Here is a 25794-nt window from a genome sequence, read left to right as displayed (position 1 = left end):
ACCATAAATAAAACAATTTTCAAATTTTTCTACTACCACTTGCAGATTTCTTGGATATACCTGTATAAATACGACAAGAAAATCTCAAATGAAACAAATTTACTTATTAGTGCTTCTGGTTCTTGGAAGTCAGTTACTGATGCCGAGGCCAGCAAATGCACAATCTCCTGCAGCGGTTAAAATCACCCTCAAGCTTCAACATCAAAATTTAAGAACGGCGCTTTCAAGCATACAAAAAGCGTCGGGAATTCAGGTTGTCTTTAATGAGGAGCTGGTTTTACCTTACCATGATATATCCGTTAATGTAAGCAATGTTTCAGTATCATCAGTATTGACCCAGGTTTTAAAAGATACTAAGCTGAAATACATCGCTCAAGCCAACAAGATCGTAATTTTAGCAAAACAAGGAAGCGAAGATGGCAGTCAGGAAACATCTATATCAGGGCAGGTAAGCGATGAAACGGGCAAAGCGCTTCCGGGCGCTAATATTAAGCTAATTGAATTAAGCAAGCATACAACAACAAATAGCAGTGGTTTTTTCCAATTAGCAGTTCAACCTGGAACTTATACATTAGAAATAAGCCATGTTTCTTATGAGACGAAGCAAATACAAAGGGTAAAAACAGGAGGTAGCCCTATTCATATCGAACTATCTGGCCATGAGCATACCTTAGAAAACGTAGTGGTAACCGCGTTGGGTATTAAAAGGGAAGAAAAGAGCCTGGGGTACGCTGTAACCAAAATTGATGGGGAGGAAATTTCGAAAACGGTTCCCGGTAACTGGGTAAATGCCTTATCGGGTAAGGTGCCGGGATTAAACATTAGCCGGGCAGGAGCAGGTCCAGGTGGTACAGTTAGGATAACGTTGCGCGGACAAAACTCATTGGATCTTGATAAAGGAGAACCTTTAATTGTAATCGATGGTGTACCCGTGTTGAGTGGCATGGTGGGAAATAATGGGTTAAGCTATGGAGCAACCGGAAACACTGAGCCTCCGGTTGATTATGGAAATGCCCTGAGTGATATCAATGCCGAAGATATTAAAGACGTAACGGTTTTAAGAGGCCCTTCTGCCGCAGCCTTGTATGGTTCGAGAGCTGCATCAGGTGCGATATTGATCACTACCAAAAATAATGCTGAACGTAAAGAACGGTTGAACGTAACCTTTAATAGCAGTGCTAACCTCGAAGGCGTGTTGCATTATCCTGATTTTCAGTACGAATATGGCGCGGGAAACACCATCAATACTTATTTCTCTTACGGTGCCAGCCCTGACGGACCAAGTACAAATTCTACCCGGTCCTTTGGCCCGGCTTTTTCCAGACAGCTCTACTATCAGTATGATCCGGTAACCAAAACTCGGGGAATAGAAAAAACGCCGTGGGTTGCTGATAAAAACTATGTAAAAGATGCTTTTGTAACAGGCGTTACCTATAACAATACACTCTCGCTAACAGGTGGTGACAGTAAAAATTCAGTAAGGTTATCTTACAACGATGTACGCAACAAGTATATCTTGCCAAATACTGGTTATACCTTCAACAGGCTTGCTTTTTCCAGTAACAGCAAACTCAAAAATTTTCAATTATCTACGGGGTTCAACTATTATCATAAGCAAAGTGATAACTTACCGCTTTCGGGTTATAATACCAATTCCTTTATGTATGGGTTGATGTACCGCTCGGCTAACATTCCTGCTTCCTATTATAAGGATTACTGGGATGTTAAGGATGTGGATCAGAATAACCTGCTTAACCCTTCTGTTGACAATCCCTATTTTATCCTATATGAGAACCTGAACACTTTAGACCAGGACCGAATTTTCGGTAACGTCACAGCAACCTATAATTTAAGTAAAAAAATGAGCTTAATGCTGAGAGGTGGTATCGACCAAAATTCATCATTCAGAACCACCAGAAGACCATACAGCAGTATCCGATTTGCCGTTGGCCGTTACCAGGAGCAAACGGTAATGATGCAGGAACAGAATTATGACTTCCTTTATAAATACGATGAAAAATTACTCCGTGATCTCGACCTTTCTTTCTCGGCAGGAGGTAGTATTTTTAAAAATAAGATCCAAAACAACCTCATCACTGCTGAAAGACTCAGTACTCCCGGAATTTATACGCTTGGTAACGCTAAAGACCGGCCCTTAATTGTGCTCTCACCAGCCAACAAGGAAGTTCAAAGTCTTTATGCCCTGGCTCAGTTTAATTACAAAAACTTTTTGTTCATGGACGTAACCGGTCGTAATGATTGGTCCAGCACCTTGCCAAAAGCCAATAACTCCTACTTTTATTACTCCTTTTCAGGAAGCGCTATAGCCAGTGAAATATTTGATTTGTCTGCCTTTAGGGCATTATCTTACCTAAAGATTAAGGGCTCCGTATCTCAGGTTGGAAATGATACAGACCCTTACCGGACGGGTTATTATTTAACGCCATCAGAATTTGGAGGAAGCTATACCAATCCAACAACCCTGCCTGGTGGTGATAGCCTTAAACCAGAAATTATTACCAACAGGGAATTAGGAATAGACATTCGGTTCTTCGGGAACCGGCTGGGTTTTGATCTTACCTATTACAATGCCAACAGTTCCAATCAGATCCTAACTGTACCCAACGATCCGGCAACGGGTTTTACCGGCAGGATCTTCAATGCCGGATTGATCAATAACAGGGGAATTGAGCTCGCGGTAAATGCCAGCCTGCTTCACAAAAAAAGCAAATTGCAATGGAAAACAATGTTGACCTATTCATCTAACAGAAGCTTGGTTAAGGAACTGGCGCCTAATGTGAGTGAAATTATAATGGCCACCGGACCAAGAGGTTTTGTTAAAGCCATTGTGGGCGGATCTATTGGAGACATTTACGGTTCAGGCTATTTGAGAGCGCCCAATGGTGAGATCGTTCACGATGATAAGGGATTACCTTTGATAGATACTGAAAACCTAAAAATATTGGGTTCAGCGGTGCCCGATTTTAAAGCAGGCATCCAGAACCAACTGAGCTATAACCAATTTAGCTTCTCATTCTTATTTGACGGACAAAAAGGGGGTGACATATATTCCTTTTCTCACTCCGTTTTAGGAGGAGCAGGAAAACTGAAATCATCATTACCAGGAAGATATGATGGAATAATTGGAGAGGGTGTAGTGCAAAATGCAGACGGAAGCTACCGTAAAAATGATATCGTAGCCACACCAGGAGATTATTACAACCAAAAGTACCTCAGGGATAATGCAGAGGCAAACATTTTTGACGCTTCTTTTATCAAACTTCGCGAAGTATCATTGGAGTACAGATTTAGTGCAAAACTACTTAAAAGTTTAGGTGCCAATTCCGCATCATTCAGCCTTTATGGTCGTGATCTCTTACTATTTACCAAATTTCCACTCTATGATCCGGAAATCGCCACTTTAAATAGAAATAGAATTGAACCAGGCTTCGAAACAGGACAATTCCCATCCACCAGGAGTTTTGGCGCTACACTTAAAGCATCATTTTAAATATCTGATATGAAAACATTATTAAAACACCTTCAACTAATATCTTTCCTGCTTGCGGCTAGTTTGGGCAGTTCCTGCACTAAAGATTTTGATAAACTAAATACCGATCCGGTAAGGGTAACCAGCGTAGCCCCGGGAAGCCTGCTTGCACCTGCTCAATTTGATGGCATGTGGCTTATTACCAGGCGTGCTCACCGCTTAAATAATGAAATTATGCAATACACCGTAGAGACAGGTGCGCTGAATGACTTTGCCCGTTATGAATTCAAGGAAAACGAGTTTGATCCCATCTGGACAACGCTTTATGTGAAAGCCAACGATATGAGTGAAATGTATAAAAGTGCCGAACAAAGAAATGATGTGAATAATATGGCAGCAGCCCTGGTTATGAAAGCCTGGTTTGTTTCAAACCTTACCGATATGTTTGGCGATATACCGTACACCGAAGCATTTAGAGGCAGGGATGATTTACTTTATCCAAAATACGACTCTCAACAGTCCATATATACCAGCATATTGGCTGATCTTAAAAAGGCAAACGAAATTTTTGATGAAAACAAAGCTTTTGAAACCACTGATCTGATCTATTCTGGTGATATTATTAAATGGAAAAAATTTGCCAACTCTATGCGTTTGCGTTTACTGGTTAGGGTATCAAATAAATCAGAGATGAATGCCCCCGGGCAGATCGCAGAAATGTTCGGTAATCCTACCAAATACCCTCTTATTGGCAGTAATGATGATGAAGCAATGATGAGATACTCAGGAACAAAGCCATTCATAAACCTTTTTTTAGAAATGGCAGCCGCAGAATTTAGCGGGAGCAGGAGAATGGGGAAACCGCTAATGGATATGATGAACAATACCGTAGATGGCAGAAGGTTTCGGTACGCAACACGCAACACCCCGGGAGCCTATGTAGGTATTCCGAGCGGTTACGATGAGCAGCAAACCATTGCTTTTGCAGATAACGGCGGACTTAAAACTTCTACCCTGGCTACCACATTGAAGGGTGGGTCCTATCCATTCCCTATCCTAACCTGGTCGGAGGTCAACTTTTTATTAGCTGAAGCTGCATTAAAAGGCTGGATTACGGCAGATGCACAATCTTATTATAATAAGGGCATAGAAGCATCCTGGAAACAATGGAACTGCACCTGGGATGGCACCGCCGGAACCACCTATTTGGGTCGGCCTACAGTCAGGTTTACCGGTGCAAATGCGAATATGGAAAGGTTAATCGGACAGAAATACATTGCCATGTTTTTCTCAGGATTCGAATCCTGGTATGATTACAGGCGAACAGGCTATCCTGTATTGCCGAAGGGACCAGCGGTAAAAAATAATGGAATATTACCCACAAGATTTGAATACCCGTTAATTACCAAAGCTACAAATAAAGCAAATTACGATGCAGCCGCAGCTAAAATCGGCGGCGATAAATTAACAAGTAAAGTATGGTGGCAAAACTAAAAACCAACAATATGAACAAGCAATTATTTCTCTTTAAATGCACAATAGTCTCCGTATTATTATCGGCATTTGTATTTGTTTCCTGCCAAAAGGAAAGAATAGAACAAACTACTGCTACAACGCTGAAGAGGCCTGGTACAAGCATGACATTGGCAACGGGCAATACCTCAACTTTTAAAGTGTTATCTTACAACATTTACGAGGGCTTCAGAGCTGATTCTGCACGGATAGCAAAGTTTAAACTCTGGGTAGATACCCTCCAGCCTGCCGCAATTGCATTTCAGGAGATGAAAGGATTTACCAAGGCAAGTTTGCAGACTTTTGCAGAAAGCATGGGTTTTAATTATACATTAATGCACCATGAAAATGGATTGCCGGTAGCACTAATCTCAAAATCCCCCATTACTGACATTAAGTCTAAGCCTTCTACATTACACCTTATTCAGGCTAAAATCCTCGATTATCACTTTTTTGTAATCCATCTTAACCCAAATACTTATGAAAAACGTAAGGAGGAAATTGGAATTATATTAAATCGTGCTAAACTGATTCCAAAAACTGAAAAAGTATTGATGATGGGTGATTTTAATAATATGTCGCCGCAAGATTCATCGTTCTATGACAACAATGAAACTAAAATGAACCTGGTTAGGGCTTCAGAAATAAATAACCCCGGCACTAAGGTATTGAATAATGGAAAAATTGACTACAGTACAATCCAAAGTATGATTGACGAGGACTATCACGACAGTTGGAAACTTTTTCGAACAAATTATGATAAAAGCGCACCTACTAAACTGCGTAGTCATGGGAATTTTACCAGAATAGACTACATATGGATGAATGGAACTTTAGTGAACAGTTATGCAAATTCTTACCTGGTTAAAGATGCTTTTACGGATTACGCATCTGACCACTACCCGATGGTACTAATTTTAAACAGGTAATTTTCAAAATCAGATGCATCTGTTTAACGCAGCATTGCTGAATTAAATTATGCGGTGCAAAAATCACCAATACACCAGGCTACATAGAATAAATCTGGCTTTCATTTTTTAATGATTTTTAAGAGGAAATTTAATGTTTCCTCTTAAATTTTCATGTATACAGTAAGTGTGATCTTGATTGTATACTGTGAGCGCTACTTGTCGATGGGCTTTTGATGGTATTTATTTTAATAATTCACAACACAGTTCCTTATCTATTATGAGATATCTGCTAATTTTAATAACCATTATTACCTCTTTTTCAGCAAGCGCACAAAGAACAGGTGAGTTAAAGTTTATACCTGCGGATCGATTTACCCTGGTGGGAAAATGCGAACCTACACATAACCCTTATAACCGAATCGATACCAACAAATATAAAGACCTGCCGCCCAGAGTAGTGCAATTGCTTAGTCATTCTGCAGGTATTGCGATTTCTTTCAAAACCAATAGTAATGTAATCGCTGCGAAATGGTGCGTTTCAGCAAGCAAGGCACTTCCAAACATGGTTCCTACAGCTCAAAAGGGATTAGATCTTTATATAAAAAATGGACAGAAATGGCAGTTTGCCGGAATAGGCAAGGTAACAGGTATTTGTAACGAAGAAATCCTGATTGGCAGGATGGATAACACTGAAAAAGAATGTCTGTTATATCTCCCTCTATATGATCAGGTAGACAAACTGGAGATCGGCATTGCAAAAAATGCAGACATCGCTGCAAACAATAACCCATTTGTAAAAAGAGTCCTTATTTATGGTTCAAGCATTGTGCAGGGAACGGGTGCAAGCAGGCCTGGTATGGCTTATCCCGCAAGGCTTTCCAGAGGAACGGGTATCAACTTTATTAATTTGGGTTTAAGCGGAAATGCAAAAATGGAACCTGAAGTTGCTGATATGGTAGCTGCTATCGATGCTGATGCCTATATCCTGGATTGTGTGCCAAATACGAATCCTGAACTGATAACCGAAAGAACCGCTAATTTCATCAGCACCGTCCGCAAAAGAAATCCTGATATACCAATAATAGTAATGCAAAGCCTGATAAGAGAAAATGGTTATTGGGATAAAGTTTTAGGAACACAGGTTAGACAGCAAAATATAAATATACAAAAGGAAGTACTTTCTTTACTGCAAAAGGGTATGAAAAACCTTTACTTGATCACTTCAGAAAACATGATTGGCGATGATCATGAAGGCACAATAGATGGAACCCATCCCAACGACCTTGGATATGACCGGATGATTCAATACATCACTCCTTTGATAAGCGATATTTTAAATAAACATAACATTAAAAACCATTAATACTTTACAGATTTGGTTTTTATCGTTCCAATAAGAGGTTGAAGTTGGCAAACTTCAACCTACCATCTAATAATTCTACGTATCTTGAAATTGATAGAATACCATTAAAAAACTAACCCTTTTTTCTTTCTACAACCCCTCTTCTTCCGATACTGCTCTTTAACCTAATGTTTTATCAGCATACAATTAAAATTTATGATCTGATGGACTGGGGCTGCGTCATACAATTTTAAAATTGGAGATATATCAGTCGTTATATACCTATATTATATATTAATACACTAAATTAGTATAAAAATATACTATTATATGCCAGAACAAAACCTAGCAGATTACGAAATCGACTCGTTACACTTTAGTACGCCATTGAAGGCGAATGCTTTTGAGATGGACGATGAGACAAAAATTTCGATGATCTCGGACCATTTTACCAGCATACTGAATATCCTCGGACTCGACCTGAGCGATGATAGCCTGAAGAATACTCCGGACAGGATCGCCAAAATGTACGTTAAAGAAATATTCAGCGGACTTAATCCGGCCAATAAACCTGTTGCAACCCTTTTTGAAAACCGTTACGGGTACAGCGAAATGCTGGTTGAGAAAAACATTGCTGTATTCAGTAACTGTGAGCATCACTTTGTCCCTATTACGGGCAAGGCGCATGTGGCCTACATCAGCAAAGGAAAAGTAATTGGCCTGTCCAAACTCAACCGGATCGTACAGTACTATTCCAAAAGGCCACAGGTTCAGGAAAGGCTGACTATCCAGATCGCCCGGGAGATTAAGCGCGTAATGGAAACAGATGATGTAGCCGTGATGATCGATGCCAGCCACCACTGTGTCTCCTCACGTGGGATCCAGGATGCCGGCAGCTCAACGGTAACCAGCTCCTTCAGCGGAAAATTCAGGGATGCGGAAACAAGAAACGAATTTTTAAAATATATAGGCTAATGAGGTTTCAAGGTAAAAATATACTGGTAATCGGAGGGAGTTCGGGCATAGGCCTCGATTTGGTGCAGTTACTGAGCAAAGAGGGCGCAAATGTTTACGCCGCATCCAGAAGCAGCTCAGATAGCTGGCCTGCATCGGTCCGCTATCAGCCACTTAATGTGATGGAAAATATGGATGTACTAGCTTCTTTTTTGCCGGAGGAACTTCACGGACTGGTATACAGCGTCGGAAGCATCAACCTCAAACCTTTTTCAAGGATTAGCGAAAATGATCTGATAGATGATTTCAGACTGAATGTGGTGGGTGCAGCACGCACTATGCAGCTTGCATTAAAGTCCCTGAAAAATGTTCACTCTGCATCGGCCGTTTTCATCAGCTCGGTTGCTGCCAGATCAGGTATGGGTTATCATTCCAGTATTGCAACCTCCAAAGCTGCGCTGGAGGGGCTTGCTGTATCGCTGGCTGCAGAACTGAGCGCAAACAGGATCAGGGTAAATGTAGTTTCGCCATCGCTGACCAATACCCCGCTATCCATAAAATTTCTCAATACTCCTGATAAAATGGAGGCCTCCGCAAAAAGACACCCATTGGGAAAATACGGGGAACCGGGCGACATCAGCGCCGCCATTGCATTCCTGCTTTCTGAAGACAGCAGCTGGATAACAGGACAGGTGATCGCGATTGATGGCGGCATGGGCAGTTTGAGGACAAACATCTAACAGGCAGGTATTAATGGTAAGGAGACCGGACAGCTATTTTCCGGGGCAGCGTATTGCAAAGTTCAAATGTGCAAAGCCCTGTATTTCCCTTAACCGGTTATTATAAAAAGCAGTTATGAAAATAGAAAAACTGAATGTGATCATCATAGGCGCCGGAATAGCGGGGCTATCTGCAGCCAGGTTACTAAAACAGGCGGGTAAAAAGATCCTCGTCATTGAGGCATCGCAGCAAGTTGGTGGCAGGGCGGGGAGCGATCATAAAGACGGCTTCATCCTCGACCGGGGATTTCAGGTCCTGCTTACCGCCTACCCGGAAGCCAAAAAGCTCCTGGATTACAAGAAACTTGATCTGAAGGCCTTTCTTCCCGGGGCAGAAATTCTCGATGAACGGGGAAGCCATAAAATAGGCGATCCCTTAAGGGAACCATTGATGCTGATCAAAACCCTTTTTTCCCCTATCGGAAGCTTTGGAGATAAGCTACGCCTGCTAAAGCTCAAACTCAGGCTACATTCCAGTACCGTGGAAGAAATATTCAGCAGAAAAGAAACCAGCACATACTCATATCTAACTTCGCTGAACTTCAGTGAGCAGTTTATCACAAAATTCTTCAGGCCTTTCTTTTCCGGCATATTTCTGGAAACCGAACTTGAAACATCCAGCAGGATGTTTGAATTCGTCTTTAAAATGCTTAGCGAAGGCGCTGCTGCCGTTCCTGCCCTGGGGATGGGCGAAATCAGTAAACAGCTGGCCGGGTGCCTGGATAGGAATGAACTTTTGCTTGGCGAGAAAATCACAGAGATAAAAAACGGCCAGGCTTTTGGGAGCTCCGGGAAAATTTATGAGGCCGATAATATCATTATCGCAACCGAACCACAAAACCTTTCCCAATCGGCCGTGGATATAGACAGGCATTTGAAAAAAGATGCATTAACGATGTATTTTTCAAGCAGGGAAAGGACAGCGCACTCCAAACGCATTGCGCTGAATGCCATCAGCGGGCAGTTGATCAACAATATTGCCTTTATGGAACATATCGCACCCTCATACGCGCCCAAAGGTCAGTCGCTGATTTCAGTTTCTGTCAGAACAGCCGGTACCGGCACAAAAACTGGTCTTGAAGAAATGATAAGGAAAGAGCTTATGCAATGGTACCCAGGTTCGGCACAATGGGAATTGCTGGCCACCTATTCTATCCCACACGCCCTTCCCGATAACAGGACTGCAAAGAACGAAATGGATGTGGATACAATGCGCATAAGCAGGAATTGCTACCTATGCGGCGATTACCTGCTGAACGGTTCGATAAACGGCGCAATGAAAAGTGCCCGTACTGTTGTAGAGGAAATACTTAAAACGGATAGTTGAGAAAGCTGTTCAAAAACATAAAAAATAGCACCATGATGTACAACCTTTTAAGTGAACTTATCTTGCTTGTGAAAACTTATGAAAGCAGCAATGATAACCCGGTAGCGGAACTGGCTCCGTTCCTCAGCTGGCTCAATGGCCGCCATGGGAACAGGGAAACAAGCGCACCTAACCCTCAATGGGAAGGCAAAGCAAGGGGACGTTCGGCAGACAGCGTAATCAACACCTCGCTGGTCCACCTGTACCGTTATGCAAGGCTGCATGCAAAAGCAGCTATTGCTGAATCTGCCTTTTCCACACCCGATGAATTTATCTACCTGATCTGCCTTGCCTCGGGCGGAAGTATGAGTAAAACTGCACTGATCAGACAGAATGTTCATGAAAAGGCTACAGGTACGCTGATTGTCAACAGGCTGCTAAAAAAAGGTTTGGCAGAGCAGCAGACCACCGATAACGATAAAAGAAGCAGGATCATCAATATTACCGCTAAAGGGACGGAGGAATTGAACAATAGTATAGAAAACATTAAAATGGCTTCAGCAAATGTTACCGAGCCGCTTTCCGCTCCGGAAAAAATGGAACTGATTGCTTTACTGCTTAAGCTGGAAGATTTCCATCATGAAAGGTCAGCCGGAAAGTTTTAACAAAGAAAAAAGAAAGTCAAACTCCATGGCCTCGCTACTTAAGAACGCCATACTATTTATAAATTTTATGATGGCCCGGCCCTGACGCCCGTCAAAAACAATGAAAGGAACTGTTGATAATTATTTGCGAAAGATGTTTTTTTTTGTTTAAAGCTTTCATTTTATCTAAGCCGAGTCGAAGACTCTTTTTTATTGACTCATCCGTAGAACCTGCGGAACTGTACGGATGGTGGGGTTCCTTTTTTATACCCTTAGAGCTTTTTATATTCAAACCAATAGTTTGCTTTTGGCTCATCAATTAATAAATATGTATTTTTAGTAAAATATAGGCCTTGTAAAACTTAAAAACTGAATTGAACAAACAAAAATCCATTTTATCATTCTGGAAAGATATCGAAATCTTCTCCCTCCCTGATCTGTCCTCTAGTGCCAAATTGGTGGACCTGAACAAGGCATTGCCTTGGGAATTACCTTTTGTGCCCAAACAGAATAGTATGTGGAGGCATATTGTTTTTTTGGGCAAGCATAGTAAAGAAAAGATAATCGATCTTATAGGGAAAGCCCTGGACGATACCCCTGAAAAACCGGACTGGCTGGAGAGGCCGACCGGTAATACCTGTATGGCTGTGCTGATCTTAAATGAACAAGGGAGATTGTCTGGCGACAGCCCCTATTTACAGGCCTCCTATTTATATGGCATCAAATGCTTGCAGGACGGCAGAAAATTATCAGAGATTACCAAGCTATTGGACGAGGCATAAGAAAAGTTTAGGGAACGATATCCCTACAACCAGGATGCAGAGGACCTAAACAGTGCTTTAGCACCTACAATCACATCCGCACATTTAAAAAAAGAGGTCGCTGTTCTAAACAATCTCAACGTTGCCGGCATAGTCTGCGATAGCCATATTTATGTGCAGTCCATACAAGTCTCGAAACAGTCCAAGGGTGACACCGCATTTTTGAACAGTTTCTATCTCGAAGACCTCAATCAACTCGTCAACAACTCCAGCTCTTTTGGAAAAGGGCTGGATGACTATTTGCGCATCAATACCCATCAGCCTGACCGTACAGATTTACTACTGAATTCAGACGCCTTTTTCAAGACTATAGACCCGTCAAAGATACCAGCTGGACGCTGGCCCTCCAATCCCGGCCATGGTCTTTATTCAGCGCAAACAGGTGCTGTCAATACCAGTTTAGAATTACTTAAGGACAACGGTCTAATAGGCATCAATGGCCCTCCTGGTACTGGAAAAACGACACTTTTATCAGACATCGTAGCCGAGGTGATAGTGATTCGTGCACAGAAACTGATGAAAAAGGATATTTCCTCCCTATTTGCCCGAGGCCAGAAAATAGAGAGGGAAAACAACTTCGCCTATCATTTCCCTACCAATAGTGATGTCTTTGAAGATGTGGGTATAGTCGTGGCTAGCAATAATAATGCTGCCGTAGAAAATATATCGAAAGAACTGCCTGATGAGCGAAAAATAGACAGGGGCACGTTCCCAAATGCCAGATATTTCGCTGACTTCTCCCAAAATTTAATTGAGGCCGACAGTTGGGGACTACTAGCCGCAGCTTTGGGGAACTCGGAAAACAGGGCGTTTTTTAAGAATAATTTCTGGTACAGGAACGATAGCAAACCTGGATTTGCTGCTTTCCTACAATCCCTATATAACAATCCGGAAAAAGAGGACCGTACGTTCGAACATCTTAAACACTACGAAAAAACAAAATCTGAACTTGAGGCATTACTAAAAGAATTTTATGAATTCAGACAAGTAGCTTCCGAATTCTATCAATTGGTTCCCGGATATTTAAATGACCAAAAGAATAAAATAAGGACAATACACATTATTGACCAGCTTGCTGCCCTTCTTGAGGAGATCCAGAATAGCAGAAAGCAGATAGTTAAAGATTTGGCAGGCCTTAAAAATCGGCTTGCTGAAATTCAATATGGTATTCAGGTGCACCAATCTACAAAACCGGGATTTTTCTTTTTCCAGAAACTGTTTAATACGAAAACATTAAAAAAATGGAACGGACCATACCTGCTGCTATTAAATGAACACACAGAACTTACTACCAAAAGCATAACGGTTCAAAAAGAGAAAGATAACCTAGACAGGAAAATTACTGATAAGGAAAAAGAAATAAAACAATTACTGGCCCAATTAGAAGAGATTAATCAGCGGATGGGCATTTACAATAAGAAAAAAGAAAGACTCCACAGCGATTATGGTATAGCCTATAAAGATATTCCCGATGAAAATTTGTTGAACGCGTTTGAAACAGATAAGAACACCTTTCACAAATGTAATCCCTGGTCATCCATTAGTATAAATAAACTGCGGAGCGAGATATTTCTTAAGAGCCTGTTATTGCATGAACATGTCATTTTGAGAAATGCCAAGCAGTTTAAAAACAATATTGGTCTGTTAATGGAACTAATGGATGGCAAAGTGGAGGTTTCCAAACATATCGCTTTAAGTTTATGGCAGTCCTTCTTCTTTTGCATTCCTGTTGTTTCAACCTCGTTAGCTTCTGTCAGCCGCCTATTCGGTAGTCTGGGAAAAGAAAGTATCGGTTGGTTGTTACTCGATGAAGCGGGACAGGCCACACCGCAATCTGCAGCAGGAATTATTTATCGAGCCCAAAGGAGCATTATTATCGGCGACCCCTTACAGATCGAACCGGTCGTTACTACGCCCGTTAAATTGATCAACATATTGAATCAACAGCATAAGACCGATGCAGTTTGGTCACCATTACGAAGCTCAGCACAAATTTTGGCTGATAGAATAACTGCCGGGGGTACCTGGATGAAGCAGGACATTGATGATGAAGATATATGGACGGGGTTCCCATTACGTACCCACCGCCGGTGCAACAACCCCATGTTTGCCATCTCCAATGAGGTTGCCTACGGTAATCAAATGGTGAAGGCCATGGCAGATATCCCCTTCGAATGTGTGCTGGGAGCATCTGCCTGGTTCGATATTAACGGTACACATATCCAAAACAAACAAGTTATTGAAGAGGAGATTTCCTTATTAAAAGAAAAAATTCAGTTACTCGGAAAAGCACATCAGTAGATATTTGTTATCTCTCCTTTTAAATCGGTTGCAGACCGATGTAAACAGGAATTTCATTCTATAGACTCAAAAATACAATGCGGAACCATCCATGCCTTTCAAGGTAAGGAAGCAGACATTGTCTTTCTGATACTCGGCAGTGATCCCGAGAAACCTGGATCTAGACAATGGGCATCATCTAAGCCCAATATGCTCAATGTTGCATTAACGCGTGCCAAAAGACGTTTTTACGTGATAGGTAGCAGGAAATCATGGTCAGGCTACAGTTTCTTTTCAGTATTGGCGGAAAGATTATGATCATAGATTGTTTGCAAATCACCATAAAAGCTCTACATTTCGCCTATTACCTCTACTGATTAAAGCTCATCGAAAGATAGGCTTTTTTTGGTTAAAGCTATTTCATTTTATCTAAGCCGGGTCGGAGACTCTTTTTTATTGGCTCATCCGTAGAACTCCTGAGGAACGCTACGGATAGTGGGGGCATATTTAAATTAATAATGAGTTTTAATCTCGTGACGGCGAAAGCATTTATACATGGAATCATAAAGAGTCTTGAGCATTAACGACATTCAAAATTGAAGTTGTATCTGCTGGTAATTCCTCTATTTTGGTAACTGATATAGTATCAATAATTTTAGCTTGAAATGCCTGTCTTTTTTTCTTCTTTCGCTTTTGTTTTTTCTTAGCTACATATTCCGGTTTCTCTTTACGTTTGCTATTTTGTTTATTAGTGTTTTTAGCAACCAATGCCAATAACAGGCATAAAATTATTATCCATAGAAAGAATTTAACATGTTTGATTTTAAGTAAAAAACCACTACTTGAATTTCGTTGGCTTTTCTGGTTTGGAACGTAGTTATTTGGATAGTAAGATTTTTTAAACTGTATTCCAATAAGCAGCTATTTCACCATAAAAACAATACTGATAAATGAGTATTTCATCCTTAAAAATATCGTCTAAATATTGGGTTAAAGCTAGCGCCTAACTTAACCCGTTTATTAAGGTTTTCCGTAATATGTATGTTTGCTTTTTAAGAATCGAACTCAGGTTAATAAGACAGTAATGATATGAGTAATTAAAAAATGAAATACTTAATATAATAATTTGCGCATTCCGGCTTTTTATTTACACCTATCGATGGAATATCTTAATCCAAATAAAAGTGAATGATTATATGTTTTTTTGATAATCAGCCATTTCACCGAATGCCACCAATTCTTCCTTTTTCTTCCTCTATTCCCGTAGGTCTTTTTCTGGATTGTTTTACATCTTTGCCACCAAAAGAATAACTCAAGCCAAAAGAAAATAGCCTGGTCTCTGGTTTATCATAGATTGTGTAATAAACGTTTGGCAGATTACTATACATAATTTGTGTTTTTTGATTGAAGATATCTTTCACGGAAACTTTCAAATTTAAACGACTGTTGAAAAATTTATAGGAGGTGCCCACATCCACAAATGAAAACGACCTTAAGTAGGAGGTGCCATATAGTTGTCTGGATTGATAGAAAAAAGACACATCAAAATTAAACCTCTCACTTATTGTGAAGGTAGAATACGACTTGAAATTCATAGCATTTTGATCGCTTCTATAGATGGTGCCTAAAATATCATTTGAATAAAAACTAACATGGTAAGCACTAAGATTGTTATACATATTCCAGAACTTCCCTACGCTTATCGGAACACTTAAACTCAAACTAATTGAATTCTGTTTAGCTAGATTATCAGGTATCGTAAATAGCGCTCCGCGAGTGGCATCTGGCTTTATGATGTCTGAAATAACATCTTTCGTGTTGCTATAAACGATTTCGATGCCATATTTCTGGTGCAAAAGATAATCGAAAGCCAGGCTGTTGGTGTATTGCGGTTTTAGATCCGGATTCCCACGCTTATACGTGTATAAATCTAAATAGTATATAAATGGGTTTAATGAACCATAACTGGGGCGATCAATCCGCCTGTTAGCCGTTAAGCTGATTGTATGATTCTTATCAATTTTTTTGCTAAAAGAGACTATGGGAAACAAATCCAGATATTTCCGTTCGAAGGTTTCAGACATCGTGATTGAATTCCCATGAGTTGAAGTATGCTCTGCACGAGCTCCTAGCTGCATGTCGAATCCGGAAAATTCTTTTTTAAAGTTTAAATAGGCAGCATTTATACGTTCCTGATACAGGAATCTATTACTCTGAGCCAAGTCTTTTAACCATTCATTTCCCAATTGGTTTTCAACTAAAAAATCATTGTCGGTCTTAACCAGACTTGATTTAATACCAACCTCTACCATTGATGTTTTTGAAAGCGGAAGCGTGTAATTAATTGTGATCGCTTTTATCTTTAAATCGGTTGGAGATATATTTCTAAATATTTTGGTCATCTTAACAGGATTACCATAGTCATCGAAGAAGTTATTCTCATAAATAATCTTCTCTGCATTTTTATAATTTAAAAGTGCCAGGTCGATATCCAGTTGCTGACCAAGCGTATCTAAAACAGATTTATAGTTTATATTATAGGATGTATTTGAATACTGGTTCTTTCCAGTATTCAGGGCTGAAATGTTGGATAGATCTGTACTGCTATTGCTGATGGCCGATTTGCTGTGTATGATCTCGGTTTGATCATTTTTATAGCAGGCCACCACTAAACCGAACGTGTTATTTTTATTAATATCGTAGTCGAGACCAGCTTTATAGGTATGATTATAATTCTTTGTTGTTGAGTTGCTCTGCTGGCTGATGTTACTTAGATCCTCTGGCATATTTACAGAGCGATCTAAATTCAGGATCCCGTATCTTTTATTATCAGCAAAGTTATAGTTTCCAAATACATTTATCTTTTTACTCCTGTGATTGATTGAAATCCCTGTATTAGCCTTTATGAATTCCCCAAGGGCAACATCTGCTGTAATCGTTCCATTGCTCCCCAAATCTTTATTCTTTTTTAAAATGATGTTAATTAAACCGGCACCTCCGGATGCGTCAAATTTTACAGGTGGATGAGTCATGATTTCTATTGATTTAATCTGACCTGAATTGGTGTTCCGCAATAAAGTGGCAAGTTGTGAAGATGACAAATAAGTAAGTCTGCCGTCTAACATCACCGTTACGCCTGCCTTACCGTTTAACTGAATAGTACCATCATTCAAAACAGTTAATCCCGGGGCTCTATTTAATAAATCCAACGCGGTATTGCCAACTGCCAGACTCGTATTCTCAACATTAATGGTGGTTTTATCAATTGATTTTTGGATTAATTGCCGGGCTCCTTTTATGCTGACTTCCTTTAATTGTTCTACATTTCGATATAGAAATACAGTGTCAAGAACAAGGCTTTCCTTATTTAAAGTTACCGGTCCTAACCTTGCTTTTTGGGTGCCTAATGACGTAAATATAATGATGTATGTATCAGGCTTTACGTCTTGAAACAAAAATTTGCCATCTTTTAAAGCACTTTGTCGTTGTACGATAACGGAATCAGTGATTCTTATAAGTGAAACAGTAATGTCATTTGCAATAAAACCATCTTTATATTTTAATTGGCCTGACAGGCTCAGGTTGGACTGCGCAAAAGCCAGGCTGCTAATCAGTATTAGCGTAAAGAACATAGAAATTTTCATGAGCAATGGATTTAAAATCATAATCCAAAACTCGTTGTAATTGTAAGAAAAGTCTTCCGACTAAGCTTAAGCGGATAACCGCATAGGCTTTAGGAAGAGATTAAGACTCTTTTTGGTATATAGACGGTGACTTCCCCACAATTTCTTTAAAAGCTTTATTAAATGTCGACATTGAATTGAAACCGGCTTCGAAAGCTATCGCTTGTATACTATAGTTATGATATCGTAGATCTTTTAATAACCTTTGGCTTTCAACAATGCGATACCGGTTTATAAAGGCATAAAAATTTTCTTTGAACGCTTCATTTAAAACCTGGGAAAGATGAATCGGTTTAAGATCCAGTTTATCTGCCAGGGAAGTTAAGGTTAGTTCATTATTTAAGTAAGGCTTTTCCCTGGACATAAATTCCTCAATTTTTGCTGCATAAGCTTTCTTGTTAGCCTCTGTAAGCTTGGAATTTCTATAGCGGCTTTGTTCCGGAATGACAGTTTCTATTTTAAAATCTGCAGAAACATTATAATAAATGTCTTTTTGGTTAATTGTTTGATAGCCCAGCCAATAACTAAAGAGAAGAAGTGGTACAGACATCAGATTCCCATTAATCAATCCTGCATTGTCCAGAATCCAGCTTACTAATATGATGGACATAAATACCAGCAATTCTTTGATCCACTTCAACCCGCTATTTTCTATGGAGGAAATTAGTTCCCTGGAAATTTCATCGTTTTTCTTCAGGATTCTAAAGATCAGTATGATGTAGAGCAGGAACTGTATATGATTCAAATGTAAGTAAAGCCAGCTCATTGGAGCGTTCCGGTTCCAGGATGAAAAACTTTCAGGTGGAAATACCCACACAACTAAAAAGATCAGGGCAGGAACCCAATGGAGCAAATATTTCTTTTTAAAATTTAAGTTGTTATTTGTAAGCGACAGTACATAAAAATACAGGCAGGGAAAAGCCAGCAAAAGAGAAAATTCGTCTAAAAATTTAAGATAAAACCCAAATACCTGGTTAAGCATTAAGATATCATACAAAAGATTTAGTGTAATAAACAGGCAGAATAAAGAAAGAAAAATTGCAGTAAGGCTTTTTCTTCGCTCTTTGTTTAACTGGCAATAAAAAGAAATAAAAATCAGGTTTACGCCAGCAATACCGGTCAGGAGGGTATAAAAATTAAAAACGACCATTGCAGCTCCGGTAAAGTTTAAAATTCATGGTGCAATATAGTGATTCAAATTAGTTCACTTTAAGACTGGGAAGATTTGAATCTTATCAAACAGTAATTTTTCGCAAGGACTATTGTCGGAAATGCGATACAGCCTTCTTTCTCTATAATGTCCTAAAATTATTATCTATGGCTTTTTGGACAAAATGCTGTTCCCGATCTTGTTGGCATAGTCTCCAAGATCAGTTAAATTTGTATTTGATAAGATGATTATACTCAATCCATCATTCAAATAATGAAACCATACCCCATTGGCACCTGCTATCCTTCCGTAGCGTTCCATTCGTCTAAATTCCTGATTGCCACGGATCCAAACGCTATATCCATAACCATCCAATCCCGGGGTTAACAGTTGTTGTAACGTTTCTTTTTTAATTAGCTTAAAGGTGAACAATGCATTATTGAACTGCATCATATCTTTTGTACAGGAATACATTGCGCCTGCAGCTGAAAAATCTTCTACATATAAGGGAATATTGGGAATTAGATGGTCTAAGCTTTTGTCTTTATAATATGGAGTAGCAAGACCGGCGATTAATTTGTAATGCGATATCAGCCCGGAATTACGCATTCCCAGGGTACTTAGAATCTGCCTGTCCAATATTGCTTCATAGTTCATTTTATATATTACTTCTAATATTCTTCCCAGGATCATATATTCCCCGTTGTTATAGTCAAATTTTGTTCCCGGCTCATTAATAATTGGGTTTGAACAGAAATTAGCGACAATTTCCTTTAACTGATATGGTTTATGGTAAAACCCGATCCCATATTTTAGAAAATTTTCATCTTTTGCGGTATCCGTGTTTTTCATACCAGATGTATGATTTAGCAGTTGATGAATGGAAACTTTCGATCCTCCCTCCCCTTTATAGTCAGGCAAATAATCGATTATCTTCTTCTGCAGATCAATTTTTCCTTGTTCAACAAGCTGGAGTATTAAAACTGCTGTAAAGGTTTTAGTAAAAGAGCAAACCTGGTATTTGGTATCATTGGTGATGGGCGAATTGAAAGCACGTTCTGCCACACCAAAACTTTTGTGATAAATCACCCTTGAGTCTTTTTGAATTAAGACTGTTCCATTAAATTGGTGTTGACTGGCATAACTTTCTACCAGAGCTTTGATGGAAGAAGATTGAGCCGAAGCATTAGTTACAAGAACAAAAATGAATATTGTTATCATCTTTGTGATTCTATTTATCATTGGATATTGATTATGTTGACCCGAGGCACTACGGGTAGAAGTCAAAAGCGTAAAAACAAAAAATATATTTTTCATAAAAATGATATAAATATTGGAAGCTTGTAATAAGGACGCGAATTAAACAGGTAAGTTACACCTGCTTAATATTTATCCCCGATTAATTGGCTATAAAAAATTTGCGTAATAGTTAAACCAATTTTAAAATCCCTCCAGAGACCGAGACGGTTGAAAAAAATAGATAAGTTAGTGGCGCAAGTGAATTGAATTGCTGCGTGAAATTGATACTACAATGCCTACAAAATCATGAAAGTATTTGGTGCAAATAGGAGCAGTATCCGCAAATACTCAAAATCGATTTCAATTTTTATAATTCCTGTTATCTTGTTTTTTTGAACGAACAAAAAAGATAAATAAGAAAATAAGGTAAGGAACGCAAAATAGCACGCCTGGCCAAGGCTGATCCCACATGACCAATAATAAAAATAATATAAATATGCACGGTAGCAGAAAAAAACTTAGCGCCTTATATAGGATGTTAGTTCTAACATGTTCCTGAAGATTCAATAAAATGGTAAAGCTTCCAAGAAAAAGACAGAGATTAATACCGATAGCGATACCATATGGTAGGTTTTTAAAATCTGAATCTGCTTTACCAATCAAACTGGTGGATTGCAGCACAAACACACCGCTCAAGCTAAAAACTGAGGCGATGAGAAAACAGAGGATAATTATCTTAAAGTATTTCACAATGACGATTAATTTTAATTCGATATCGAGCCAGCATAAACTTATTTAAATGCCAACACAAATAGATATTTTGAATTGGATGGCAAATAACGGTTTCAAGCACATATACTTAAAGCAAAGGTAGGAGTTTCCGCTCCAAAAACTCCTCGAAAGTTGTAGCTGTAGATTACAACAAAGGTAAAAAAACATCACACACATGAGAAATAATACCAGGAACATCTTTTTATTTACACTTAGTTCTGTATTTTAGCTAAATCATAAGTTATAATTACTAATAGTGCCCATGAAAACTGAATTTTATTGTTATCTATTCGTCGCCCTCATCTTGGTCTCCTGCCGGGATAATACACGAACAGCCGGTACTACTACTGAATTGAAAACAGACACTAAAAAAATTGCTCTTGAAAATCCTGATACCAGTGCAATAGCAGACACTATCGCGACCACTTCATTAAAACATAAGATGACCACTGAACAGCTGCTGTTATTGATTGGTAGCGAGAGGAAAAAAATAGAGGCCAAGCTTTCAACCGCCTCAAAAACCGAAGCTGACGGAATTTATGACGCTTATTTAGCAGCAAATGAGATGCTCGTTGGAAAAATTACAGAAGCTGAAAGCCAATTACTCGACAAATTTTATGAAGAAGATGCCCAAACCCAAATCAGGGTAAAAAAATTAGGAACGCTTCTGGAACAGTATCATCTTGATTACGACGAAATTGGCGAAGGCATGGTTGAAATAAAAACCAAAAATGATTATTACCATAACATTTTCAAAAACTATGTTTCGGATGATTATAAAGAATATATAGCGATCAAAAGTGAGGAAGATAAAGTTTCTTATAGTGCAGATGCATCCTTACTCATATCTTTTGAAAAAATTGGCGAAAGAGTAATAGTTTGGGAAAAACTATTGGCAAAATATCCGACATCTAAGCTCAGGAATAAAATAAGGGAACAATACCAATCTTACCAGAGTGACTATCTATTTGGAATGGATAATACGTCAACAATAGAATATCAAAGTTCTGAAAAAGCGTTCATAAACCCCGAAAATGTAGACGAATTCAACAGATTTATGCGCAAATATCCGTTGAGCCCAACCAATAAACTGATTAAAATGTTATTAACAAACTTTAAAGACGAGAAGATACGCAGTTTAATTGATGCAGAACAACAGAAATTATGATCACCAGATTTATCGGGCATATTGACCATTTCCCGCTTTAATATAAAAATGTAATGATATCCCTCAGGCAATTGAATAGATTATCATACGCAGTTTTATGTAGTGCTGTTTTTTATGTGACTACATCCGTACTATATTTTATTTTAAATAAACTCGTTGATCAGGTTGTTGGCTCTCCTTTGGGATCGGCCTATCACCGGATGCATCCTTATTCATTTATAATGGTATTCGCTGTTTTTTTTATAATAACGTTGTTGTTAACAGGCAACAAAAAGATAACACCTGCCAGCATCTTCTATTTCATTTTTTATGTATGCTGGATTTTGCTTTCTTTAGCTTTTTTCTGGTTTATTATGGTCTTTTTTTGATATGAACGCAGGCTACTTTCCCCAGGGATCTGATTTTTTTAAAAAATTATTTTCAGATATATTTTATGGTTTAACCTGGGGTGGCTTAGCTATTTTGAGCGCTATGCCTTTTAATTTGTTCGTTTTTGCCTTATCGTTTTTCATCATTAGAAATTACAAAGCTTTTATTCACAGTTATTCTTAAATAAATAGGTATAAGATGAAATTTAAAATATTTGTCAGTATTGCATTTTTAATGCCGTTATTAACTTTTTCACAAATGAAATTCAGGTCTGTTGGTACTGCAAAACCTATTGAATTTACTTTTGGCTTCCAGCATAAAAAAGGTGCTTTTGTTTGGTACAAAGGCCAAAAAGAGCCTATAACACTAAAATTAAAAACGTTTGATGTAGATAGTTCTGAACGAGAAAGCGGTCAGCCTGATTTTCACTTCTATAAGTATACTGAGATTTATAGGGGCAAGGCTACAGGTGAATATGGTATTACCGAGTGGCCGCGAAATGTTGCTGATATTTACTACATCCGCTTTAAAGATGGGAAGAAATTTACATTCGAGTTGGTTCAGGATGATGAATTTTATGACGGAAAAAGTATGGTTCTTTTAAACGATGTAAAAGTTTATTATAATGCCTTTTATGATGATAATTTAACCTTAATTTACCCCGATGGAGGCAGCACAAAACACCTTTTAAACCACCTCGATAAAAATCAGGCAAGACGGATAGAAATTAAGGATTTCAATTTCGACGGCAACGATGATATCGCATTTGAGACAGCCAGGGGCAGTATCATGAACAGTTCTTATGATGTTTTTATATATGATCCTTTAAACACAAGGTTTAACAGACTTACGGAACCAGATAATACAGGTTGTGGCCTGATGGAGAATTTAAAAGTTGATAAAGTACACAAAAGGCTTATCACCAGATGTAAAAACGGAACAAGATGGAGCAGCTTTATTTATAAATTTAACCAGTCTGGCCAACTGATATTGGTGAAGAAAGATTGAAAACTGGTTTTATTGGGAGTTATAAATGTAAAAGTCAATTGTGTTTAGGCTGGCGGATCAGTTAATGTTAGGCTATTTCCAAGTTAACATACTATTAATGGGCTTTGCGCAAATAAAATCACCTTATACAAGCAGTAAACATAGATCAATTGTGAATAAAATCCGTGTTATCATAGTACATTTGGAGAATTATTACTTTTCAAATTTAAACTGATAAACAAAATTCTCAGTAATGATGATAAAACATACCTTAATCAGCATTCTCTCTTTATTAACGCTATTAATGGCAAATTCCTGTAGCGAGACAGGTAAGGCCAAAACAAGTACGATAACCAGAAAATTCTTTTTAAACCATGAGATCCCCCGGAATATCGATTTTGAAATCTATTTGAATCAGAAAGTTTTAACCAAGTCAAGAGAAACCGACCACATGCCAGGGCCTTATGAGTTGAATCAAAAACTTGTTATGGGCGCAGTACAAAAGATTAGAATTAAAATTATGCCCGCAGCTGGTGGTGCTAAGGTACTTAACCCGAAGAGCATTGAATTTATAAACAGGAATCTGGGCATATATCTTTTGGAAAACAAAGATTATGATCATATTAAAACAATTAAATTGCTTCAATACCCGGTCATCACCAAAGATACCCCAGAGTATGATTATGAGTGGACATTTAATATAAAGCAGCCCTGAAGCAGGTAATTCAAAATAGTAAAGCAACATGCCCGCAGTACCTACCCTATTTTGGTTATAATTGTCATTGACTAGTGAGTAATCCCATTGCGAAAAGCCGCTTTCAGAAAAATTTGTTGACGATCAATAGGAAGAGAAAAAATGAAAAGAGGCGGCAAATTTTGATTTTGAGCGACATTAATTGAGCTCAAAAACATATCCTTCGTTCCATTTCTGATTCAAAAACCTCCTTTGAACTTACATTCGAGTCCCTTTTTATCATTAATATATCCTCTGTTTTAATATTCTTGCATTACTGACCGCAAGAATATAATTAAGAAACATATAAGTTGTGTACCTGAATTTTTATCGTCAAAATCGTATCTTCGATATGTTTTTGATAGGACCATAGTATGCCTGTATAGAAGCAAATGGTTATTCAAAGTAGAAACAAAAATATGTCTGAAAATTATCCTCTACCACCTAACGAAACCGAGAGGCTTTTAAAATTATCTGATCTCGATATTGATTACGGAAGTTTGTCTGAAAGCTTTAAAGATCTTACCCATCTGGCCGCTAAAGTAGCTGGCACAGAAATTTCACTGATTAACCTCATCGACGTTTATACACAGTGGACAGTAGCCAGGCACGGCCTTGATTTACATCAGATGACCCGGGAAGAATCGGTGTGCCAATACACGATTACGCAAGCCGATCAGTTCGAAGTACCCGATCTTTCGGCAGATGACCGTTTCAATAAAAATTTTTATGTTGGAGAACCGTTGTCGCTTCGCTATTATTTTGGGGTACCGCTTAAGGATAATGATGGGTTAAACATCGGTGCGCTTTGTGTGTTGGATACCAAACTGAAAATGCTGAGTCCGGAGAAGATTGAGCTACTAAAGATCATTGCTGTAGAGATCATGAACAGGATAAAAACCTATCAGACCATGGAGTCGCTGCAAAACAAATTAAAAGATGCCGGTGAATCAAACAAAAAAGTTGCTCATGACATTCGCGGACCACTCGCAGGGATAATAGGTTTATCTGAAATTATTACTGAGCAAGGAAAAAATACCGATTTAGATCAGGTAATTGAGTTTATCAAATTGATCCATAGCGGAAGTAAATCACTTTTGGATCTTGCCGACGAAATACTTTCTGATCATAATGAAGTGAAAGCTCCGGGTATGAATGAGTTTGACCTCAGTAGCTTTCGCGCCAAACTTCTGGAGCTTTACGGACCACAGGCAGCCTACAAAAAAATCAATCTTAAAATCAGCATTAACCCGGATAAAAAAAATATTGTATTTTCGAAAAACAAGCTACTGCAGATTAGTGGAAACCTGATTTCAAATGCGGTGAAATTTACCCCAGCTGGTGGTACAATAACTGTAGAACTTGACTTATTGGTGAAACAGGAAGCAAATATTTTACAAATCTTAGTTGCAGACAGCGGAGTCGGAATTAGCGAAGATGAAATTGTAGAAATTCTAACGGGAGGCATGGGTACAAAACAAGGAACCGGAGGCGAAAAAGGTTACGGATTTGGCTTATCATTAGTAAAACACTTAATCGATAAAATGCATGGTGAAATGTTCATCACTTCTGAAAAAGGCCAGGGAACAACCTTTCGCATTGAACTTCCCCAAAGTAATTTGTAATTTTCGTTTGCTAAAATCTAGTTTTGCTAT

At 38.7% G+C, this 25794-nt stretch carries 19 protein-coding genes; 15 read left to right on the top strand and 4 right to left on the bottom strand.

Going from position 1 to position 25794, the window contains the following annotated elements:
• Positions 1–88: 88 nt before the first annotated feature.
• The 11 genes from KYH19_RS00500 (at position 89) to KYH19_RS24325 (ending at position 14357) form a co-directional block, all read left to right on the top strand.
• Positions 89–3511, top strand: coding sequence for a SusC/RagA family TonB-linked outer membrane protein (locus tag KYH19_RS00500; RefSeq protein ID WP_219077152.1), 3423 nt, complete (start codon positions 89–91; stop codon positions 3509–3511).
• A gap of 9 nt (positions 3512–3520) precedes the next feature.
• Positions 3521–4984, top strand: coding sequence for a SusD/RagB family nutrient-binding outer membrane lipoprotein (locus KYH19_RS00495; protein ID WP_219077151.1), 1464 nt, complete (start codon positions 3521–3523; stop codon positions 4982–4984).
• Between the two features lie 11 nt (positions 4985–4995).
• Positions 4996–5931, top strand: coding sequence for an endonuclease/exonuclease/phosphatase family protein (locus tag KYH19_RS00490; protein WP_219077150.1), 936 nt, complete (start codon positions 4996–4998; stop codon positions 5929–5931).
• A 259-nt stretch (positions 5932–6190) separates the two neighbouring features.
• The gene (locus KYH19_RS00485; protein WP_219077149.1) at positions 6191–7276 is read left to right on the top strand and encodes an SGNH/GDSL hydrolase family protein; all 1086 of its coding nucleotides are present in this window, start codon (positions 6191–6193) and stop codon (positions 7274–7276) included.
• 309 nt (positions 7277–7585) lie between these two features.
• Positions 7586–8230 carry a GTP cyclohydrolase I FolE gene (gene folE / locus KYH19_RS00480; RefSeq protein WP_219077148.1) on the top strand — a complete coding sequence of 215 codons (645 nt, stop codon included), beginning with the start codon at positions 7586–7588 and terminating at the stop codon, positions 8228–8230.
• The gene (locus KYH19_RS00475) at positions 8230–8949 is read left to right on the top strand and encodes an SDR family NAD(P)-dependent oxidoreductase (RefSeq protein ID WP_219077147.1); all 720 of its coding nucleotides are present in this window, start codon (positions 8230–8232) and stop codon (positions 8947–8949) included. The genes folE and KYH19_RS00475 overlap by 1 nt, the downstream gene beginning before the upstream one ends.
• 115 nt (positions 8950–9064) lie before the next feature.
• Positions 9065–10315, top strand: coding sequence for an FAD-dependent oxidoreductase (locus KYH19_RS00470; RefSeq protein ID WP_219077146.1), 1251 nt, complete (start codon positions 9065–9067; stop codon positions 10313–10315).
• 32 nt (positions 10316–10347) lie between these two features.
• Positions 10348–10959 carry a MarR family winged helix-turn-helix transcriptional regulator gene (locus tag KYH19_RS00465; RefSeq protein ID WP_219077145.1) on the top strand — a complete coding sequence of 204 codons (612 nt, stop codon included), beginning with the start codon at positions 10348–10350 and terminating at the stop codon, positions 10957–10959.
• A 353-nt stretch (positions 10960–11312) separates the two neighbouring features.
• Complete coding sequence (locus KYH19_RS00460) at positions 11313–11720, top strand: hypothetical protein (RefSeq protein ID WP_219077144.1); 408 nt, start codon at positions 11313–11315, stop codon at positions 11718–11720.
• Between the two features lie 201 nt (positions 11721–11921).
• Positions 11922–14060 carry an ATP-binding protein gene (locus tag KYH19_RS00455; protein WP_219077143.1) on the top strand — a complete coding sequence of 713 codons (2139 nt, stop codon included), beginning with the start codon at positions 11922–11924 and terminating at the stop codon, positions 14058–14060.
• The gene (locus KYH19_RS24325) at positions 14061–14357 is read left to right on the top strand and encodes an AAA domain-containing protein (protein ID WP_219078845.1); all 297 of its coding nucleotides are present in this window, start codon (positions 14061–14063) and stop codon (positions 14355–14357) included. It begins immediately after the preceding gene.
• A 243-nt stretch (positions 14358–14600) separates the two neighbouring features.
• On the opposite strand, the gene KYH19_RS00445 is transcribed toward KYH19_RS24325, so the two are convergent.
• The 4 genes from KYH19_RS00445 to KYH19_RS00430 form a co-directional block, all read right to left on the bottom strand.
• Complete coding sequence (locus KYH19_RS00445; RefSeq protein WP_219077142.1) at positions 14601–14813, bottom strand: hypothetical protein; 213 nt, start codon at positions 14811–14813, stop codon at positions 14601–14603.
• 446 nt (positions 14814–15259) lie between these two features.
• A complete protein-coding gene (locus KYH19_RS00440) occupies positions 15260–17683 on the bottom strand; it encodes an outer membrane beta-barrel family protein (RefSeq protein WP_219077141.1) in 2424 nt (807 codons plus the stop codon).
• A 100-nt stretch (positions 17684–17783) separates the two neighbouring features.
• On the bottom strand, positions 17784–18362 hold the full coding sequence (locus tag KYH19_RS00435; RefSeq protein WP_219077140.1) for an AraC family transcriptional regulator: 579 nt from the start codon (positions 18360–18362) through the stop codon (positions 17784–17786).
• Positions 18363–19037: 675 nt separating this feature from the next.
• Complete coding sequence (locus tag KYH19_RS00430) at positions 19038–20093, bottom strand: serine hydrolase (RefSeq protein WP_219077139.1); 1056 nt, start codon at positions 20091–20093, stop codon at positions 19038–19040.
• A 1051-nt stretch (positions 20094–21144) separates the two neighbouring features.
• Between KYH19_RS00430 and KYH19_RS00425 the strand changes: the two genes are divergently transcribed.
• The 4 genes from KYH19_RS00425 (at position 21145) to KYH19_RS00410 (ending at position 25764) form a co-directional block, all read left to right on the top strand.
• Complete coding sequence (locus tag KYH19_RS00425) at positions 21145–22050, top strand: hypothetical protein (RefSeq protein ID WP_219077138.1); 906 nt, start codon at positions 21145–21147, stop codon at positions 22048–22050.
• A 567-nt stretch (positions 22051–22617) separates the two neighbouring features.
• The gene (locus KYH19_RS00420) at positions 22618–23427 is read left to right on the top strand and encodes a hypothetical protein (RefSeq protein WP_219077137.1); all 810 of its coding nucleotides are present in this window, start codon (positions 22618–22620) and stop codon (positions 23425–23427) included.
• A gap of 232 nt (positions 23428–23659) precedes the next feature.
• The gene (locus KYH19_RS00415; RefSeq protein ID WP_219077136.1) at positions 23660–24121 is read left to right on the top strand and encodes a hypothetical protein; all 462 of its coding nucleotides are present in this window, start codon (positions 23660–23662) and stop codon (positions 24119–24121) included.
• 437 nt (positions 24122–24558) lie between these two features.
• On the top strand, positions 24559–25764 hold the full coding sequence (locus tag KYH19_RS00410; protein ID WP_219077135.1) for a GAF domain-containing sensor histidine kinase: 1206 nt from the start codon (positions 24559–24561) through the stop codon (positions 25762–25764).
• Positions 25765–25794: the final 30 nt, after the last annotated feature.

The sequence above is a fragment of the Pedobacter sp. D749 genome, assembly GCF_019317285.1.
In the GTDB taxonomy this organism is placed as follows: Bacteria; Bacteroidota; Bacteroidia; order Sphingobacteriales; family Sphingobacteriaceae; genus Pedobacter.
Note: the sequence above shows the minus strand (reverse complement) of the source record. Positions and strands in the feature narration are given on the sequence as shown.